The sequence below is a fragment of the Halosimplex marinum genome, from assembly GCF_051414075.1.
Lineage (GTDB): Archaea > Halobacteriota > Halobacteria > Halobacteriales > Haloarculaceae > Halosimplex > Halosimplex marinum.
On record NZ_JBLKNY010000008.1, the window covers coordinates 1 to 16,967 of the forward strand.

Below are 16,967 nucleotides of genomic sequence, written 5' to 3' on the forward strand. Positions count from 1 at the left end.
GTTTCTTTCCGTCCACATTGTCGAGGGTGTCTTGCAGTTCCTCGACGGAGATCTCGTCGAGATGATCCACTAGTAGCTGCAACACACTCTGAGTAAAAAATTCTACCGGATTCTATAGCGATAGCTCAGATTTCGGCTCCTACGATAGTCGAGTTGAAAAGTTAGAGGAAATGGATCTCGATATGTCTGCTGTAGAGAGATTTCTAAAAAGCCGAGATCTGAGGGCCCCACGGAAAGATGATAATTTCGAGATCAAAGTAGCTGAGCAGCTGGATCAACGGGAGTTCTCGGAGTTAGTTCGTCAGTACAAATATGCGGGTCGAGAGACACTCAACTACTTCATTATTACTGGAATCAGTGATTTCGATCTATCCGAGATAGCCGAGGAAGTCTCTCATCGCCTCCCAACCCACGAGGAGGCTCATGAAGTCGTAAAAGAGCCGTTTTTGGCGGAATATGAACAGTTTGGATCACGTCTCTATCTGGCTATAGGCTACTACATTTACGCAGGGAGTGAAGACCCGATAACTGGGGCTTCCACAGGAGTCCCAATCACCCAACGAATTGTAGTCGTGATTGAGGAAGACATGGACCTCGTTGAGATCAGAGGTTCAGACGAGGGAATGGTAGAAAATGTGAGGGACGAGATATGTAAAGCCCTCGGCAAATACAAGCCCAGTGTAAAACAACGACCAGACTTTGGTCCACAGTTCCAAAAGGAATTCAACTCACTAGTTGAAACATATTTCAACTTGAAAGTCAGAGTAGACGATCAAGAGGATAGCACTCTCGATTCTATTTCATTTACGTCCACAGAAGATGAAGAGGGTAATCGCCGCGACGCTCGTGAAGACGACAGAGTTGAAGAAGAACTCAGCGAGCGGGGTGCAGAAATCACGATGGGATACGTAGAGCTGACTGAAGGCTTTAGATTCAATATTAACAGAGAAAAGGGAAAGCTCTCATTTACTAAAGCGGAACAGGAAGAAAAAATCAATCAGGTAACCGAGATCATCCACAATGTACTCAGAGAAACTGGAGAGTATACCCAGTCACAAATCTCAGGAATTGAAGACGTACCTGAGTAGGGCATACTCGAACGACATCAGTCATGTCCGCTGTCGGAAAGCGGCTGCTGAAACAGAGCTTGACCCAGCTACTATTCAAACGATCTTCTCCGAACTCTGTTCAGAGGATATTCTTCAGGCATACCTCCAAATTCGTTGTCCGTACTGTACTACTCAACATGGAAAATTTGAAAGACGGAGTGAAGTCCCAAGCGAGACAAAGTATTGCTTTAATTGCGAGAACGAATTTGAGATGGACCGCCGGAGTAATTGGGAGGTGATCTATCGAATATCCGATGACCCCGGGGATTTTTTTCGAGACGGCCCGTCTAAGGTAGAGAGATTTATCGATAGCGCTCATGATTTGCCGCCAGAATTCTTTAAATCCGAGTTTCAAAATCTCAAGGATATGGAAAACCCTCAGCAGCGTGGACGGAAATTTGACTATTTTATGGGTTTGTTATTCCAACAGCTGCCCGGAGTAGAGGTTAGAACGCAGCAAGCCGGCGACGTGGGTGAAGTTGATGTACATCTTATTGGCGTTGATGCGCCAGATCAGGTCTATCGATTATTAGGTCGACATACTTTAATTGAAAATAAATGGGAAAAAGATCCAATCCAGAAACCGGAAATATCTAAGTTTCATGCCAAAGCCTGTGATCTATCTGGGTGCCATACCGCATATTTTGCGAGTATGAGCGGGTTCAGCACGGGACAACGAAAGCGGATCGGTGCATTAGCATATATGAAAAGCTGTGAGGACCCTCCACTACGTGGGTTTTGGGAGGATGATATCGATCAGATGGTAGATGATGGTACTCCGAATAATGTGCTTCGAGATAGATTGCTCAAGTAGCATTCCAATAACATCACTGAGTGAGTTCATAGCCGAGGCAGGCTAAATTCGGAACGTAACGGGCCCCGCAGTCCAGCCCGGAGGGAAGTCCCACCGCTGAAAGACAGCGCTCGCCTTTGGGAACGGCTGGTGGCGGGCGTCGATCTCGCCGTCGAGATTCAGTTGACCCTCGATAGTGATATCGTACATCTCGCCGTGGAACGGCTCTATGAATCCAGTATAGTGGAGTCTCATACATCGGTCGCGAATCAGCCCCTCCGCTTCCGGAACTCACGCTCGCGCCGCTCGCCATCTCGCCGGTCGACGGGTGGGGCCTCCATCGGTTCGCGCTCGCGCTAGGCTGTGGCCTACTCGCAGCGCTGACCGGACTCGCCTTCCATCGCCTATGACCGGGCACGAACGACCGATATCAGTAATTTCAACCGCTGGCCGGACCAACGGACGACCGGTGAGACTTCTATGACGGTTCCGACGCAGACGCTACCGAGCGGCGACGAACTCCCGCAGGTCGGGTACGGCACGTGGAACATCGGCGGCGAGACGGTCACGGAGGGCGTCCGCGCCGCCCTCGACGCCGGCTACGGGCACGTCGACACCGCCGAGGGGTACAAGAACGAGGCGGAGATCGGCGAGGCGCTGGCCGACTACGACCGCGAGGACGTGTTCCTCACGTCGAAGGTGCTCGCGAAGAACCTCAACTACGACTCGGTGATCGAGTCCTGCCGGGACTCGCTGGACCGACTGGGCACCGACTACCTCGACCTGTACCTGATCCACTGGCCCAACCCCGCGATCTCGCTGCGGGAGACGCTCGACGCGATGGCGACGTTGCACGACGAGGGGCTCGTCCGGAACGTCGGCGTCTCGAACTTCAGCGCCTACCAGCTGTCCTGCGCCCAGCACATCTCGGACGTGCCGATCGCCGTCAACCAGATCGAGTTCCACCCGTGGCTCCAGCGGCCCGACCTCGTCGAGTACTGCCGCGAGACCGACACCGTGGTCGAGGCCGCGGCGCCGCTGGCCCGCACCGAGGTCTTCGAGGACGAGGCCGTCCAGCAGCTGGCCGACGAGTACGGCAGGCACCCCGCCCAGATCGTCCTCAAGTGGGCGGTCGAGCGCGACATCGTCGTCCTGCCCAAGTCCTCCTCGCCGGACCACGTCGAGTCGAACCTCGAGTTGTTCGACTGGTCGATGGCCGACGAGGACCTGGAGACGCTGGACGGCCGCGACCGCGACGAGCCGGTGTACGACCACCCGGCCCGCGACTGGTCGAGCGACGTGTACGGCATCAACCAGTAGCGCAGTCCGGAGCGCCGCGCGGCCGCCTTTCACGTTTCTTCGGACCTGATTCCCGTCGTTCGCCGTATATCGTCCGCCGTTGCACGAACGACCCTGGCGACCCCTGCGAGGGTCGGTCGGCTCTCCGCGAGTCGAGAGATCGCTATCGTACACATCTCACGGGGAAATCGGGACGATGATTCATCTATGCCGAATTCTTCTTTGTATATGGGCGCCGATGGCGACTAAACCAAAACATTCATCACACAATTCTGCGAATATCCGAATATGAGCACCGATATGCGGTCGGTCGACGGACGATCGGTGGACGAGCCGGAGATCGTCGCGACGGTCGACGAGGCCGACGGGGACGCCCGGTTCGTCGTCGCCGACATCGCCCGCGACGAGGCGTGGGCCTCCGTTCCCGAGGCCGACGCCTGTTCGCTCGACGAGTGGCGCTAGACCGGCAGTCGGTGCAGCGGAACGACTCGTTTTCGACGGTAACACCGCTCCGGTAGCGATGCCGACGAACAGGACACACGAGGCGCTATTCGCGAGTTAGTTCGCGGCAGAAAGCGGGCCGGAAGGGATTTGAATCGGATGCAGACGTTCCCGCTCACTGCGTTGCGCGGGCTGCGACTGCCAGGGTTCAAATCCCTTCCGTGACGCACAGCAGGCGCTCGCGGATTCGAGCGACAGAGTGAGCGGGCCGGAAGGGATTTGAACCCCTGACCGTCTGATTAAGAGTCAGACGCTCTGCCGGACTGAGCTACCGGCCCTCGGATTCGAGTTACGGAGGTTGACTGAAATACGTTACTGTTCGGTCCCGGGCGGTCGGAACAAGGGGGAATTATATGCGTCGTGGCCTTTGAGGTGACACCATGAGCGCCGGCATCACGATGGCGTCGATGTCTCGATACGCCATCCTCGGGTGTGGAAGCGTGGGGCACGCCGTCGCCGAGGAACTCGTGAGCGAGGGCAAGGAGGTCGAGATCATCGACCGCGACGAGGGCCGCGTCGAGGCGCTGCGCGACCAGGACCTGGACGCCAACGTCGCGGACATCCGCGACGAGTCCGTCGTCGACGAGGTCGCCGACTGCGACGTGGTCCTCATCATGTCCTCCGACGTGGAGGCCAACTCCGCCGCCGTCGAGAACCTCCGCGCCCGCGGCGACGACCACTTCATCGTCGCCCGGGCCTCGGACCCCGTCTCCGCCGACGAGCTCAAAGACCTCGGCGCGGACGTGGTGATCAACCCCTCCGCCGTCATCGCCGACTCCGCGCTGCGCGCCCTCGAGACCGGCGAGCTGGAGTACAAGGCCCGCAACCTCGCCGAGGTCATCGACGACACCGAGGAGCGCATGGCCATCCTCGTCCACCGCAGCCCGGACCCCGACTCGATCGCCTCCGCCGCCGCGCTGCGGGACATCGCCGCCAGCCGCGACGTGGAGGCCGACATCATCTACGAGGGCGAGATCGGCCACCAGGAGAACCGCGCGTTCGTCAACCTGCTCGGCATCGACCTGGTCTCCCGCGACGAGGTCGACATGGACGACTACGACACCGTCGCCCTGGTCGACTACGCCAAGGGCGGCGAGCCCGCCGCCGGCGAGATCGACATCCTCCTCGACCACTACGAGTACGAGAACGAGGATCTGGACACCGGCTTCGAGGACGTGCGCTCGAACGTCTCCGCGACCTCGACCATCCTCACCAAGTACATCCAGGAACTCGATCTGAATCTCAGTCAGGAGGTCGCCACAGCCCTACTCTATGGCATCCGCGCGGAGACGCTGGACTTCAAGCGCGACACGACGCCCGCCGACCTGACCGCAGCGGCCTACCTCTACCCGTTCGCCGACCACGACACGCTCGAACAGGTCGAGTCGCCGTCGATGTCGCCCGAGACGCTCGACGTGCTCGCCGAGGCGATCCGCAACCGGGAGGTCAGCGGGAGCCACCTCGTCTCCAACGCCGGCTTCATCCGCGACCGCGACGCCCTGGCCCAGGCCGCCCAGCACCTCCTCAACCTGGAGGGGATCACCACGACCGCCGTCTTCGCCATCGCCGACGACACCATCTACCTCGCCGCCCGCTCGAAGGACATCCGCATGAACATCGGGAAGGTGCTCGACGACGCCTTCGGCGAGATGGGCGAGGCGAAGGGCCACTCGACCGACGCCGCCGTCGAGATCCCGCTGGGCATCTTCACCGGCATCGAGACCAGCGAGGACAACCGCGAGACGCTACTGCAGTTGACCGAGGAGGCGGTGCGGAAGAAGCTGTTCGACGCGATGGGCGTCGACTCCGCCGGCGAGAGCAACGGGAGCTGACGACGGCGCTTTTCGACGGGCCTCGCGCGAGCGGGAGATACATACCGGAGAGCGTGCTACGCGAAGCCATGAGCGACTCAGCGTGGAGCGACCGGATCGTCGGCGAGCGGATGCAGACCGACCGGGAGTTCGCCGAGAAGGTCGCCGCCTCGAACTTCTCGCGCCAGCAGTGGGGACTCATCATGACCGCCGTCGAGTTCGAGATCGAGAACCCCGGCGAGCCCGACTCGGCCCGGCTGGTGGCGGACACGAGCAAGATCGAGAGCGTCCTCCCGGAACTGGAGAAGGTCGACCGGGCGGCGGGGATGGCCGCGGGCGGCGGCCGACCCGACGACGACTCCGGGGGCATCCTCGACGGCGTGAAGGACGCGCTCGGGCTCGGCGGCGGAGACGACGGCCTCGACCGCGAACAGCTGGCCGCCGCCGAGGAGATGGCCCAGATGTACGCCGGCGACCTCCAGGAGAAGCTCGAAGCGAACGGGAAGTGGGAGGAGGTCTGCGTCCTCGCCCGGGAGTGATCGGCTTTCGCCGGTCGCCGCGACCCGGCACCGCCCGCCGGTTTCGACCCGCTACTCGCTGGTGAACAGGGTCAGCCCCTCGGCCTCGTAGATGTTGATGAGTTCGGCGACGATCTCGTCGTAGGACTCGCCGTCCTCGCGCAGTGCGTCCAGCCGCTCGATCGTCTCCTCGTCGAGTTCGACCGTCGGCATACACGGGAAACTACGTCCGCTGGAGTACAAAAATCTCGGGGACGACAGCCGAGTCGCGGACGGTCCGCCCGCGGGGTGGGCTTCGGGAACGGCCCGCGGTCTCAGAGCCGGTCGACGACGGCCGCGGTCACCTCGTCGGTCGAGGCGTCGCCGCCCAGGTCGGGAGTGCGCGGGCCGTCGGCGAGGACGCCCTCGACGGCCTCGCGGACGGCGGCCGCCTCGTCGCCGTAGTCGAGGTGGTCGAGCAACATCGCGGCCGAGAGGATCATCGCGGAGGGGTTGGCGATCCCCTCGCCGGCGATGTCCGGGGCGCTCCCGTGGACCGGCTCGAACAGCGCGTTGTCCTCGCCGACGTTCGCGCTCGGGAGCAGACCCAGGCCGCCGACGAGCCCCGCCGCCAGGTCCGAGAGCATGTCGCCCGCGAGATTGGGACAGATGACGACGCCGTAGTCCTCGGGGTGCATGACGAGGTGCATCGCCAGCGCGTCCATCAGCGCCGTGTCGTAGTCGACGTCGAACGAATCGCCCACCTCCTGAGCGGTCTCCAGGAACAGGCCGTCCGTCTCGCGCATGACGTTGGCCTTGTGGGCGACGGTGACGTTCTCGAAGCCGTTCTGTTTCGCGTACCGGAAGCCGAACTCGGCGATCTCGCGGGAGGCGTCCTCGGTGACCACGCGCGTCAGCGTGCGGACGCCGTCGTCGACCTCGGCCTCGATGCCGGAGTAGACGCCCTCGGTGTTCTCGCGGATGAAGACGAGATCCGTGTCCGGCTGGACGGCGTCGAGCCCGGGGTAGGAGCGTGCGGGGCGGACGTTGGCGAACGAGCCGACCACGTCGCGCAGCGGGAGGATCACGTCGGCGGCCGTCTCGCCGGCGGCGCCGAACAGCGTCGCGTCGGCGTCGGCGGCCAGCTCGCGAGTCTCCGCCGGTAGCGCCTCGCCGGTCGATTCCTTCACGGCGTCGCCGGCCTCGCCCTCGACGAAGTCGAAGTCCGCGTCGACCGCCTCCAGCACGCCGACTGCCGCCGGTGTGACTTCCTGCCCGATGCCGTCGCCGGGGATCACGGCGATCTCGTGAGTCATGCGAGTAACTCCAGGGGGTGCCGAAAAGAGGGTGTCGATGTGCGCTAGCGACCGCTCTCCGACTGGCACCGTTCCTCAGTCGCCGTGGTCGTTCCCGTCGGAGTCGGCGTCGCCGGTGTCCGCCAGCGCCCGCACCGGCGAGGCGTCGGCGCCCGCGAACCGGAGCGGGTGGGCGTGTAGTTCGAACCGGTCCGGGACCCGGTCGAGTCCCCGGAGGTTCTCGACGACCAGCCGGTCCGCGTCGAACAGCCGCTCGTGGACGGGGAAGCCGTCGGGCTCGCCCTCGCCCGCGCGCTCGGTCGGCGTCGGGTCCGGGTTGACCGTGTCGACGCCCAGGTCGCATCCGTGGTCGGCCAGCCACGCGGCGGCCTCGGCGGCGAGATACGGGTGGTCGAAGTACCGCTCGTCGCCCCAGTGGCGGTCCCAGCCGGTGACGACGACGACCACGTCGACCTCGGCGGGGTCGACGGTCAGCGCGGCCCGGACCGCGTCGAGGTCGACCCGTTCGCGCGCGTCGAGCGGGCGCGGGTCCGCCGCGGCGGCGTCGAACCGGAACCGCTCGACGGGGAACTCGTCGAGCGCCGGCCCGTCCGTGAGATGCGCGGGCGCGTCGACGTGCGTTCCGGCGTGGGAGTCCAGGTCCAGCCGGGTCGTCCGGTAGCCGTCCGCGTCGAGCGTCGCGTCGGGCTCGACCCCCACGGGCTCCGTCCCGGGGTACACCGGCATCCCTGTCGCCAGCGGGTGCGTGAGGTCCAGCGTGGGCACCCGCGGGCCTACGCCCGCCGGGGTGAAATGGGCGGCGCCGTAATCACGAGCGGCCCCTCACCCGCGCGGGCCGTCCGAATCGATATCACCGCTGATAACTGATGAATCAAGCATAAGAGAACCGGCGATAGCTGAGGTGATAATGAGACTGAGTGCGAAACTCATCCTCGTCTTTCTGGTAGTTTCGCTGATACCGACGGCGGTGGTCGGGGTGACGGCGAACGGGGCGATGACGGACCTGAGCGAGCAGTCCCAGCGCGCGAGCGCGGCGTCGCTGGAGGCGCAGGTGACCGACGAGCTGAACAACAGCGTCGAGGCGCGCAGCGAGGAGATCGGGAACCTGCTCAACGAGCGCCGCGCCGACGTGAAGTCGCTGGCGGGGACCGCGGCGGTCGCCGACTACTACGCGGCGGCCAGCGGCGAGTCGGCCGCAGCGCGCGAGCGGAGCGCGCAGCAGGCCGGCTACGTCGCGCTACACGTCCGCGACGCCGTCGAGAGCACCGCCGAGACGGTGCTCGCCGAGCGCTACGACGGGCGCGACTGGGCGGACCTGAGCGCCGAGGAGCAACGGGCCGTCGAGGCGGCCGTCGAGCGGCGGATCGCCGGCACGGCCGGCAACGGGACGACCGACGAGGGGGCGCTGGCCGACACCTTCCGCCCCGGCTACGTCGGCGAGACGGGCCACGCGACGGTCACCGACCGCGAGAGCCGGGTCGTCGTCCACCACGAGGTCGGCGACGGCCAGCGACTCGCCGACGGCGTCGGCGAGCTGTCGATGGTCTACGACGCGGTCAACCGGACGGTCCGCTCCGACGCGAGCGTCCGCAACGGCAGCGACTGGGCGACAGAAGCCTACACCGCCGACACCGCGGAGGGCGACGAGGCGACGCGGGTCGTCTCCTACACCTACTACGACCGCTTCGACTGGGTGATCGCGCCGAGCGTCTCCGCCGCGGAGTTCCGCCAGCGCGGCGTCGCCGACGCGCGGTCGACCGTCGCGTCGTCCTTCGAGAGCGCGCTGTGGACCCAGACGATGACGGTCGACGGCGGGAACGTCCAGGCCTACCGGAGCCTCCGGCTGACCGACGCCGAGGGCCGGGAGATCGTCGGCGTCACGCGCACCGACACCGGATCGGTGAACGTCTCGACGGACGGGACCGCCTACGCGGACGCCGAGTGGTTCTCCCGGGCGGAAGGCGCCCGTCCCGGCCGAGTCGTCGTCGGCGACGTCGGGATGCGCGGCGGCGAACAGCGAGCGATGCTCGCGACCCCGGTGTACCACGACGGCCGGCTGGCCGGCGTGCTGGCGGCGGAGTTCAACTACCACCACGTCACCAACATCACCAACAGCGTCACGGTCGCCGACTCGGGCTACCTCTACGTCGTCAACGACCGGGGCGAACTCGTCAGCTACCCCCGCGAGGCGCTACTGCGCGATCAGGCCAACCTCGCTCAGGGGGCGCTGGGCGACTCCCTGGCGACGATCGTCAACGAGCGGATGCTCCGGGGCGAGGCCGGACTCGCGACCTACAGCCTCGGCAACGACAGCGACGCGGCCAAACGCTACGTCGGCTTCCGGCCGATCGACGTGGGCGAGCGGACCTTCACCATGGTCGCGACCGTCCCCGAGTCCGACGTGACCGACCCGGCGGCGGCCCTGGGTGCGCAACTGCGCGCGGAGGCCGACGCGACCCGGCAGACGATCCTGCTCATCCTCGGCGCGGTCCTCGTCGGCGTCGTCGCGACCGGCTACGGGCTCGCCCGCTACTTCGCCAGGCCGATCGAACAGGTCCGCGACCACGCCCAGCGCCTCGCTCGCGGCGAGTTCGACGAGGAGTTAGACGTGGACGCGGGCAACGACGAGATCGGCGAGATGGTCACCGCCTTCGAGGAGATGCACGGCAACCTCTCGGTGGCCGCCGCCCAGGCCGACGCGCTGGCCGACCAGGAGTTCGACGCCCCGGTCCTCGACGAGGAGGTGCCCGGCCGGCTGGGCGCCGCGCTGTCGACGATGCACGAGAACACCGAGGCGTTCGTCGCGGATCTGGACGAGGCCCGCAGCGAGGCCGAGGCTGCCCGCGAGGAGGCCGAACAGCTGGCCGAAGACCTGCAACGGCAGGCTCAGGAGGCCGCGGAGGTGCTCGAACGGGCCGCCGACGGCGACCTGACCGCGCGGATGGACGCCGACCGCGACAGCGAGGCCATGCGGACCATCGCCACCGAGTTCAACGCGATGCTGGCCGACCTGGAGTCGACCGTCGTCGAGATCAAGCGGTTCAGCGACGAGGTGGCGGGCGCCAGCGAGCAGGTCTCCCGCGGGTCGAGCGAGGTCGCCTCCGCAAGCCGGGAGGTCGCCGAGTCCATCGAGGATATCGCCGACCGCGCGGCCGAGCAGACCGGGAGCTTAGAGGAGGTCTCCGGTGAGATGAACGACCTCTCGGCGACCGTCGAGGAGATCGCCTCCTCGTCGGACGAGGTGGCCGAGCTCTCGGCGGCGGCCGCCGCGGACGCCCGCGAGGGGACCGACCTGGCCGAGGAGTCCATCGACGTGATGGAGACCATCGAGGACCGGGCCGACGCGACCGTCGACGAGATGGAGCGGCTGGAGGCGGAGGTCTCGGAGATCGACGAGATCGTCGCGCTCATCGACGACATCGCCGAGCAGACGAACGTCCTCGCGCTGAACGCCTCCATCGAGGCCGCCCGCGCCGGCGAGGCCGGCGAGGGCTTCGCGGTCGTGGCCGAGGAGGTCAAACAGCTCGCCGAGGAGACGAGCGAGGCGACCGACGAGATCGCCGCCCTCATCGACGGCGTGGAGTCGTCGACCGCCGAGACGGTCGCGGACATGCGCGAGATGCACGAGACCGTCGCGGACGGCCGCGAGACCATCGACGAGAGCCTGCGGACGCTGGAGGAGATAGCCGACCACGTCGAGGAGGCCAACACCGGCGTCCAGTCGATCAACGACGCCACGGACGAGCAGGCCGCCTCCGCCCAGGAGGTCGTCGCGATGGCCGACGACGTGGCCGACGCGAGCCGCGAGACCCGCGCGGAGGCTCAGGAGGCCGCCTCCGCCGCCGAACAGGGGACCACGACCGCCTCGCAGATGGCCGGCACCGCCGACGAGCTGGACGACCTGGCGGCGCAACTGCGCGAGCGACTCGACGAGTTCACGGTCGATGACGGGACCGCGGACGGAGCCGGGACCCCGGACGGAGCCGGGACCGCGGACGGAGCCGGGACCGCGGACCCGTCCGCGTCCGCCGGCGACGACCGTGCGGCGACCGACGGTGGGAAAGAGTGACCCCGGCCGCTCGCGGTCGCGCCCACCCACAAGCCACGGTCGAACATTGAAAGCCCTGGGAACGGTAGGAACGATCGATGTCTGACTCCGCAGGGCTGGCTCCCGGAGCGCGGGCGGATCGGGAGCTGCCCGATGGACCGTCGCTCCGGGCGCAGTTCGCGACGGCCGACCTCCCGCGACATCTCGCGCTGTTCTACCGCACCCGCGCGGAGCAGCTCGCGGCGGTCTCGGCGTTCGTCGAGCGAGGGCTCGCCCTCGGCGAGCGGGTCGTCTATCTCGCCGACGACAACGACGTCGAGACGGTGGTCGAGGCGCTCGAAGCGACGGGGATCGACGTGGCGTCTCACCGCGACCGCGGGCGGCTCCGCGTCGACGACGCCCGGACGGTCTACGGCGAGGACACGTTCGACCCGGCCCGGACGGTCGACGGCGTCGAGACGCTCGCACGCGAGGCCGTCGAGGGCGGGTACGCGGGACTCAGACTCGCCGGCGAGAACACCTGGTCGTTCGGGTTCGACTGCGAGTTCGACAGCGTGGTCGAGTTCGAGCGCGACTTCGACCGCCGGTGTCCGGAGTTCGACGTGACTGCGCTCTGCCAGTACAGCCTCGACCGGTTCGACGACGCCGCGGTCGGCAAGGCGCTCCAGACCCACGAACAGGTCGTCTACCGCGGACGGCTCTGCGAGAACCCCTACTACGTGCCGCCGGCGGAGGCCCTGGAAGCCGGCGCGCCGCTCTCGAACGGCGCGCTGTTGCTCGAACAGACCCGTGACGTCGACCGGTTCGAGCGCGACATCGAACGGCGCGAACAGCGCCTCTCGGTCGTCAACCGCGTCCTCAGACACAACCTCCGAAACGACCTCAACGTGATCCTCGGCCGCCTGGAGTGGTTCGAGCGCTCCGGTACGGACCACGGGGCGGACGAACATCTCCGGGCCGTCCGCGACGCGGCCGAGCGCCTCGTCGCGCTCTCCGAGAAGGCTCGATACGTCGACCGGACGCTCGAATCGGTCGACCACGGACAGGTCGACCTCGTCGACTGTATCGAGGAGACCGTCGGCGACCTCGAAGCCGAGTATCCGGACTTCCGGGTCGCCCTCGAACGCGCGCCGTCCGACGCGGCCGCCGCCGACGGCGTCGTCCGACTGGCGATCCGCGAGACCCTCTCGGTCGCCGCGGACCGACTGGACGACTCGTCGGTCTCCGTCTCGGTGCGAACCGACGGCCCCGGCGGCGTGGCGACCGTCGACATCGGCGCGACCGACCCGTTCGTCTCCCGGGCGACCCGCGACGCCTTGCGTTCGGGCTCCGAGGAGTCGCTCCAGCACGCCGACGGCCTCAGTATGTGGGTCGTCAAGTGGGTCGTCGAGTCGATGAACGGGTCCCTCCGTATGCCCTCGGACGGCCCGGTCGACCGGATCGAGTTCACCGTGCCGACCGTGCCGAGCGTCGACCCGGCCGACGAATCCGTCTAGAGCCGTCGGCGAGGACAGCGGTCGAATGCGGCGTCAGAAAGCGACAGCGTCCGGGAGGCGACCGACGCGAGTCAGTCCGCTGATTCGAGGTACGGCAACGACGCGGCCGTCTCCTCGATGGCGTTCTGGTTCGCCTTCATCAGCGCGGTGGTGTCCCAGTTGCCCTCGACTAGGGCTTCGCGCTGGGCGCGGTCGACGCTGACGCTGATCTCGTTGTCGCCGTACGTGACCGTCTCGGCGCGCACGTCGACCTCGATCTCGCCGTCGGGGTTGTCGTCGACCCACTGCTGGAGGGCGTTGATCGTCTCGTGGTCGGCGGTCACGGTGGGGATGCCGAGCGCGAGGCAGTTGCCCGCGAAGATCTCGGCGAACGATTCGCCGATGATGGCGTCGATGCCCCAGCGCATGAGCGCCTGCGGGGCGTGTTCGCGCGAGGAACCACAGCCGAAGTTGGCGTTGACCACCATGACGTTCGCGTCCTGGAACCGCTCCTCGTTGAACGGGTGGTCCTTCTCGTTGTCCTCGTCGTCGAACCGCTGGTCGAAGAAGGCGAACTCGCCCAGCCCGTCGAAGGTGACGACCTTCATGAACCGCGCCGGGATGATCTGGTCGGTGTCGATGTCGTTGCCGCGGATCGGGATGCCCGACCCCTCGACGTAGTCGACGGAGGGGATGTCGTCGGCGTCGACCATCAGGCGGACACCTCCGCTTCCGACAGCTCGCGCACGTCAGAGACCTCGCCGGTGATCGCCGCTGCGGCGACCATCCGCGGGTTCATCAGGACGGTGCGGCCGTCCTTGGAGCCCTGGCGGCCGACGAAGTTGCGGTTCGACGAAGACGCACAGGCCTCGTCGCCCTCCAGCTGGTCCTCGTTCATGCCGAGGCACATCGAACAGCCGGCGTTGCGCCAGTCGAAGCCGGCTTCCTCGAAGACGTCCTTCAGGCCCTCCTCCTCGGCCTGCTGCTGGACGCGCTGGCTGCCGGGGACGACCATCGCGCGCACGTCGTCGGCGACCTCGCGGCCCTTCACGACGCGGGCCGCCCGACGCAGGTCCGGCAGGCGCGCGTTGGTACACGAGCCGAGGAAGGCCACGTCGATGTCGTAGCCCGCCATCGTCTCGCCGGGCTCGACGCGCATGTGCTCCTGGGCGCGCTTGGCCGTGTCGACCTTGTCGTCGGCCAGGTCCTCGGGGGCCGGGATCGGGTCGTGGATGCCGATCCCCTGGCCTGGCGTGGTGCCCCAGGTGACGACGGGGTCCAGCTCGCTCGCGTCGATGCGGACCACGTCGTCGTACCCGGCGTCCTCGTCGGAGCGGATGGACTCCCAGTAGGGCTTCAGCTCGTCGAACTTCTCGGGGTGCTCCCGGAAGTAGTCGGTCTCGGCCAGCCACTCGAAGGTGGTCTCGTCGGGGTTGACGTAGCCCGCGCGGGCGCCGCCCTCGATGGACATGTTGCAGATGGACATCCGCCCCTCCATGTCGAGGTCCTCGATGGCCTCGCCGGCGTACTCGTAGACGTAGCCGACGCCGCCCTCGGTACCCAGGCGGCGGATGATCTCCAGGATGACGTCCTTGGCCTCGACGCCCTCGCCGAGTTCGCCGTCGACCTGGATCTTCCGCACCTTCTGCTTCTCCATCGCGATGGTCTGGGTGGCCAGCACGTCGCGGATCTGGGAGGTCCCGATGCCGAACGCGAGCGCGCCGAACGCGCCGTGCGTGGAGGTGTGCGAATCGCCGCAGACGATGGTCTTGCCGGGCTGAGTGAGCCCCTGCTCCGGGCCGACGACGTGGACGATGCCCTGCTCGCCGCTGGACGGGTCGAGAAAGTCGATGCCCGCCTCGCGGACGTTCTCCTCCAGCTCGGACATCATGTTCTCGGCCGCGTCGTCGCCGTAGGGCCGCGACTGGTCGGCCGTCGGGACGATGTGGTCGACCGTGGCCAGCGTCAGGTCCGGTCGCGCGACCTCGATGTCCCGTTCGCGGAGCATCCCGAACGCCTGCGGGCTCGTGACCTCGTGGATGAGGTGGAGCCCCACGAACAGCTGGTCCTGCCCGTTGGGCAGGGTCGTCACCTTGTGCCGGTCCCAGACCTTGTCGTACAGTGTTCCCTGACTCATACTGATCCGTCTCGTCCCTCTTCACCCCGCTGGAAGACGCGGTTGGCGTCCGCCGCGTCGTCGTCGGGGTGCTCGTGGTCGACGTCTTCCATCGTCTGCTCGTCCGTCCCGTCTTCCGCCTCTGCTCGACCGCCGTCGGCGGCCACCGCCGGCCCGCGCTGGAAGGCGAAGTCGTCGCCGAACGCCTTCCCGGTGTGGGGGTTGGTGTGGCTGAACTCGGCCATCGTCGCCTTCGGGGCCGCGTCGCCGACGGTGTCGGTCGTCGTTTCGGTCGTCGGTGTCGCGGTCGGTTCGTCTGTCATCTGTCTGTGTCGTGGTCGGTCACTCGTCGGCTTCCTCCCACGCGAACAGCTCGCGCAGGCGCCCGCCGACGTCCTCGATCTGGTGGTTCTGTTCGGCGTCGCGGTACTGCTTGTAGGCCGGCCGGCTGGCCTGGTTCTCGTTGATCCACTCGCGGGCGAACTCCCCGTTCTGGACCTCCTCGAGGAGCTCGTCCATACCCTCGCGGTCGATGACCTCCTCGCCGCGGGTGAGCCCGCCGTACTCCGCAGTATCGGAAACGGAGTTCCACATGCCCATGTGGCCGCCCTCGTACATGAGGTCGACAATCAGCTTCAGCTCGTTGAGACACTCGAAGTAGGCCATCTCGGGGGCGTAGCCCGCGTCGACCAGCGTCTCGAAGCCGGCCTTGACCATCTCGGTGACGCCGCCACAGAGGACGGCCTGTTCGCCGAACAGGTCGGTCTCGACCTCCTCCTGGAAGGTCGTCTCGATGACGCCCGCGCGGGCGCAACCGATGGCCTGCGCGTAGGCCAGCGCCTGCTCCTTCGCGGAGCCGGTGGCGTCCTGCTCGATGGCGATGAGACCCGGGGTGCCCTCGCCGCGCTTGTACGTGCGGCGGACGAGGTGGCCGGGGCTCTTGGGGGCGACCATCGTCACGTCGACGCCCTCCGGCGGCTCGATCTGGCCGTAGTGGACGTTGAAGCCGTGGGCGAACTGCAGCGTGTCGCCCTCCTCGATGCCGTCGGAGATGGCCTCGTAGACGGCCGGCTGGACGGTGTCCGGGACGAGCATGACGACGATGTCCGCCTCGGCGGCGGCGTCGTCAGGCGTCTCGACGCGGAGGCCGTCGGCCTCCGCCTCCTGCCGGGAGCTCGACCCCTCACGGAGGCCGACGACCACGTCGACCCCGCTGTCGGCGAGGTTCTGCGCCTGCGCGTGGCCCTGGCTGCCGTAGCCCAGGATGGCCACGGTCTCGTCCTCGATGTACGATGCGTCGGCGTCGCCGTCGTCGTAGACGGGTACGGTGAAGTCGTCAGTCATCTGTAGCTGTCTGAGGGGTCTCGCCCGCCTCTGATATTGTCTCCGCTTTCCGCCGCGTGTCTTCGAGCGTGGTGTCGCCGCGCTCGACCGCCGCCGCGCCCGTGCGGACGACCTCCTGCACGTCGAACTGGTCGAACGCCTCGATCGCGGCCTCGATCTTCTGCTGGCTGCCGGTGATCTCCACGGTGATGGCCTCCGGCGAGGCGTCGACGACGTTGCCGTCGTACATGTCCGCGACCGCGTTCACGTCGTCGGGCTTCTCGCCGCTGACCTTCACGAGGATCAGCTCGCGCTGGACCGCCTCCGGCTCCAGCTCCTCGACGGAGATGACCGGCACGAGCTTCTCCAGCTGTTTCTTGGCCTGCTCGACCCCCGGCTCGGGCTCCTCGATGACGATCGTCATCCGGGCGACCTCGGGGTCGTCTGTGGCGCCCACGGTGAGGCTCTCGATGTTGAACTGCCGGCGGCTGAACAGGCCGGAGACCTCCGCGAGGACGCCCGGCTCGTGGTTCACCAGCGTCGACAGCACCGCCTTGCGCGGCTGGTGTGTCGCCTCGGCCTCGGGGTCGATGCGAATGCCCTGCGAGTTCCGACGGCCCTCCGGTCGCATCCGCTCGTCCGGGTGCGGGCCGTCCATTCCCTGTGTCATGGTTGTGTC

Annotated in this window: 16 protein-coding genes and 1 tRNA gene; 8 read left to right on the forward strand and 9 right to left on the reverse strand. The window is 66.5% G+C overall.

Annotation, left to right across the window (positions count from 1 at the left end; all coding sequences use genetic code 11):
* Positions 1–182 precede the first annotated feature (182 nt).
* The 4 genes from ACMGFI_RS19825 (at position 183) to ACMGFI_RS19840 (ending at position 3,663) form a co-directional block, all read left to right on the forward strand.
* Positions 183–1,088 (forward strand): hypothetical protein, encoded by a 906-nt coding sequence (locus tag ACMGFI_RS19825; RefSeq protein WP_436911968.1) that lies wholly within the window; start codon positions 183–185, stop codon positions 1,086–1,088.
* Positions 1,089–1,320: 232 nt separating this feature from the next.
* Positions 1,321–1,923 (forward strand): hypothetical protein, encoded by a 603-nt coding sequence (locus tag ACMGFI_RS19830; protein WP_436911970.1) that lies wholly within the window; start codon positions 1,321–1,323, stop codon positions 1,921–1,923.
* Positions 1,924–2,382: 459 nt separating this feature from the next.
* The gene (locus ACMGFI_RS19835; RefSeq protein WP_436911972.1) at positions 2,383–3,222 is read left to right on the forward strand and encodes an aldo/keto reductase; all 840 of its coding nucleotides are present in this window, start codon (positions 2,383–2,385) and stop codon (positions 3,220–3,222) included.
* A gap of 267 nt (positions 3,223–3,489) precedes the next feature.
* A complete protein-coding gene (locus tag ACMGFI_RS19840) occupies positions 3,490–3,663 on the forward strand; it encodes a DUF7556 family protein (RefSeq protein WP_436911973.1) in 174 nt (57 codons plus the stop codon).
* A gap of 243 nt (positions 3,664–3,906) precedes the next feature.
* Here the strand turns inward: ACMGFI_RS19840 and ACMGFI_RS19845 are convergent.
* A tRNA-Lys gene (locus ACMGFI_RS19845) sits at positions 3,907–3,980 on the reverse strand.
* Between the two features lie 102 nt (positions 3,981–4,082).
* Here ACMGFI_RS19845 and ACMGFI_RS19850 point away from each other — a divergent pair.
* Positions 4,083–5,534, forward strand: a complete 1,452-nt coding sequence (locus ACMGFI_RS19850) for a DHH family phosphoesterase (protein ID WP_436911975.1) — start codon at positions 4,083–4,085, stop codon at positions 5,532–5,534.
* A 68-nt stretch (positions 5,535–5,602) separates the two neighbouring features.
* Complete coding sequence (locus tag ACMGFI_RS19855; protein WP_436911976.1) at positions 5,603–6,052, forward strand: DUF5799 family protein; 450 nt, start codon at positions 5,603–5,605, stop codon at positions 6,050–6,052.
* A 51-nt stretch (positions 6,053–6,103) separates the two neighbouring features.
* On the opposite strand, the gene ACMGFI_RS19860 is transcribed toward ACMGFI_RS19855, so the two are convergent.
* The 3 genes from ACMGFI_RS19860 to ACMGFI_RS19870 form a co-directional block, all read right to left on the reverse strand.
* Positions 6,104–6,244: a DUF7557 family protein gene (locus ACMGFI_RS19860; RefSeq protein ID WP_167837312.1), complete on the reverse strand. Its 141-nt coding sequence runs from the start codon at positions 6,242–6,244 to the stop codon at positions 6,104–6,106.
* 101 nt (positions 6,245–6,345) lie between these two features.
* Positions 6,346–7,326, reverse strand: coding sequence for an isocitrate/isopropylmalate dehydrogenase family protein (locus tag ACMGFI_RS19865; protein WP_436911978.1), 981 nt, complete (start codon positions 7,324–7,326; stop codon positions 6,346–6,348).
* A 75-nt stretch (positions 7,327–7,401) separates the two neighbouring features.
* Positions 7,402–8,091, reverse strand: coding sequence for a cyclase family protein (locus ACMGFI_RS19870; protein ID WP_436911979.1), 690 nt, complete (start codon positions 8,089–8,091; stop codon positions 7,402–7,404).
* A 142-nt stretch (positions 8,092–8,233) separates the two neighbouring features.
* Between ACMGFI_RS19870 and ACMGFI_RS19875 the strand changes: the two genes are divergently transcribed.
* Positions 8,234–11,395: a methyl-accepting chemotaxis protein gene (locus ACMGFI_RS19875; protein ID WP_436911980.1), complete on the forward strand. Its 3,162-nt coding sequence runs from the start codon at positions 8,234–8,236 to the stop codon at positions 11,393–11,395.
* A gap of 77 nt (positions 11,396–11,472) precedes the next feature.
* Complete coding sequence (locus ACMGFI_RS19880) at positions 11,473–12,870, forward strand: MEDS domain-containing protein (RefSeq protein ID WP_436911981.1); 1,398 nt, start codon at positions 11,473–11,475, stop codon at positions 12,868–12,870.
* Positions 12,871–12,941: 71 nt separating this feature from the next.
* Here ACMGFI_RS19880 and leuD read toward each other — a convergent pair whose 3' ends face one another.
* From leuD to ilvN, 5 genes are read right to left on the reverse strand one after another with little or no spacing between them, the layout of a single operon-like run.
* Positions 12,942–13,562 carry a 3-isopropylmalate dehydratase small subunit gene (leuD, locus tag ACMGFI_RS19885; RefSeq protein ID WP_436911982.1) on the reverse strand — a complete coding sequence of 207 codons (621 nt, stop codon included), beginning with the start codon at positions 13,560–13,562 and terminating at the stop codon, positions 12,942–12,944.
* Positions 13,562–14,986 carry a 3-isopropylmalate dehydratase large subunit gene (gene leuC / locus ACMGFI_RS19890; RefSeq protein ID WP_436911983.1) on the reverse strand — a complete coding sequence of 475 codons (1,425 nt, stop codon included), beginning with the start codon at positions 14,984–14,986 and terminating at the stop codon, positions 13,562–13,564. Before leuC ends, leuD begins: the two co-directional genes overlap by 1 nt.
* Positions 14,983–15,288 carry a DUF7989 family protein gene (locus tag ACMGFI_RS19895; protein ID WP_436911984.1) on the reverse strand — a complete coding sequence of 102 codons (306 nt, stop codon included), beginning with the start codon at positions 15,286–15,288 and terminating at the stop codon, positions 14,983–14,985. Before ACMGFI_RS19895 ends, leuC begins: the two co-directional genes overlap by 4 nt.
* A gap of 19 nt (positions 15,289–15,307) precedes the next feature.
* Entirely contained in the window at positions 15,308–16,309 is a 1,002-nt protein-coding gene (ilvC, locus tag ACMGFI_RS19900; RefSeq protein ID WP_436911986.1) for a ketol-acid reductoisomerase, read from the reverse strand.
* Positions 16,302–16,958 (reverse strand): acetolactate synthase small subunit, encoded by a 657-nt coding sequence (ilvN, locus tag ACMGFI_RS19905; RefSeq protein WP_436911988.1) that lies wholly within the window; start codon positions 16,956–16,958, stop codon positions 16,302–16,304. The genes ilvC and ilvN overlap by 8 nt, the downstream gene beginning before the upstream one ends.
* Between the last annotated feature and the right edge of the window lie 9 nt (positions 16,959–16,967).

Excerpts from the sequence above, each read along its gene's own strand:
- leuC (WP_436911983.1), bottom strand. The coding sequence starts at position 14,986 with ATGAGTCAGGGAACACTGTACGACAAGGTCTGGGACCGGCACAAGGTG.
- ACMGFI_RS19855 (WP_436911976.1), top strand. The coding sequence starts at position 5,603 with ATGAGCGACTCAGCGTGGAGCGACCGGATCGTCGGCGAGCGGATGCAG.
- ACMGFI_RS19825 (WP_436911968.1), top strand. The coding sequence starts at position 183 with ATGTCTGCTGTAGAGAGATTTCTAAAAAGCCGAGATCTGAGGGCCCCA.
- ACMGFI_RS19895 (WP_436911984.1), bottom strand. The coding sequence starts at position 15,288 with ATGACAGACGAACCGACCGCGACACCGACGACCGAAACGACGACCGAC.
- ilvN (WP_436911988.1), bottom strand. The coding sequence starts at position 16,958 with ATGACACAGGGAATGGACGGCCCGCACCCGGACGAGCGGATGCGACCG.
- leuD (WP_436911982.1), bottom strand. The coding sequence starts at position 13,562 with ATGGTCGACGCCGACGACATCCCCTCCGTCGACTACGTCGAGGGGTCG.
- ACMGFI_RS19840 (WP_436911973.1), top strand. The coding sequence starts at position 3,490 with ATGAGCACCGATATGCGGTCGGTCGACGGACGATCGGTGGACGAGCCG.
- ilvC (WP_436911986.1), bottom strand. The coding sequence starts at position 16,309 with ATGACTGACGACTTCACCGTACCCGTCTACGACGACGGCGACGCCGAC.
- ACMGFI_RS19880 (WP_436911981.1), top strand. The coding sequence starts at position 11,473 with ATGTCTGACTCCGCAGGGCTGGCTCCCGGAGCGCGGGCGGATCGGGAG.
- ACMGFI_RS19865 (WP_436911978.1), bottom strand. The coding sequence starts at position 7,326 with ATGACTCACGAGATCGCCGTGATCCCCGGCGACGGCATCGGGCAGGAA.
- ACMGFI_RS19860 (WP_167837312.1), bottom strand. The coding sequence starts at position 6,244 with ATGCCGACGGTCGAACTCGACGAGGAGACGATCGAGCGGCTGGACGCA.
- ACMGFI_RS19875 (WP_436911980.1), top strand. The coding sequence starts at position 8,234 with ATGAGACTGAGTGCGAAACTCATCCTCGTCTTTCTGGTAGTTTCGCTG.
- ACMGFI_RS19835 (WP_436911972.1), top strand. The coding sequence starts at position 2,383 with ATGACGGTTCCGACGCAGACGCTACCGAGCGGCGACGAACTCCCGCAG.
- ACMGFI_RS19850 (WP_436911975.1), top strand. The coding sequence starts at position 4,083 with ATGAGCGCCGGCATCACGATGGCGTCGATGTCTCGATACGCCATCCTC.
- ACMGFI_RS19830 (WP_436911970.1), top strand. The coding sequence starts at position 1,321 with ATGGACCGCCGGAGTAATTGGGAGGTGATCTATCGAATATCCGATGAC.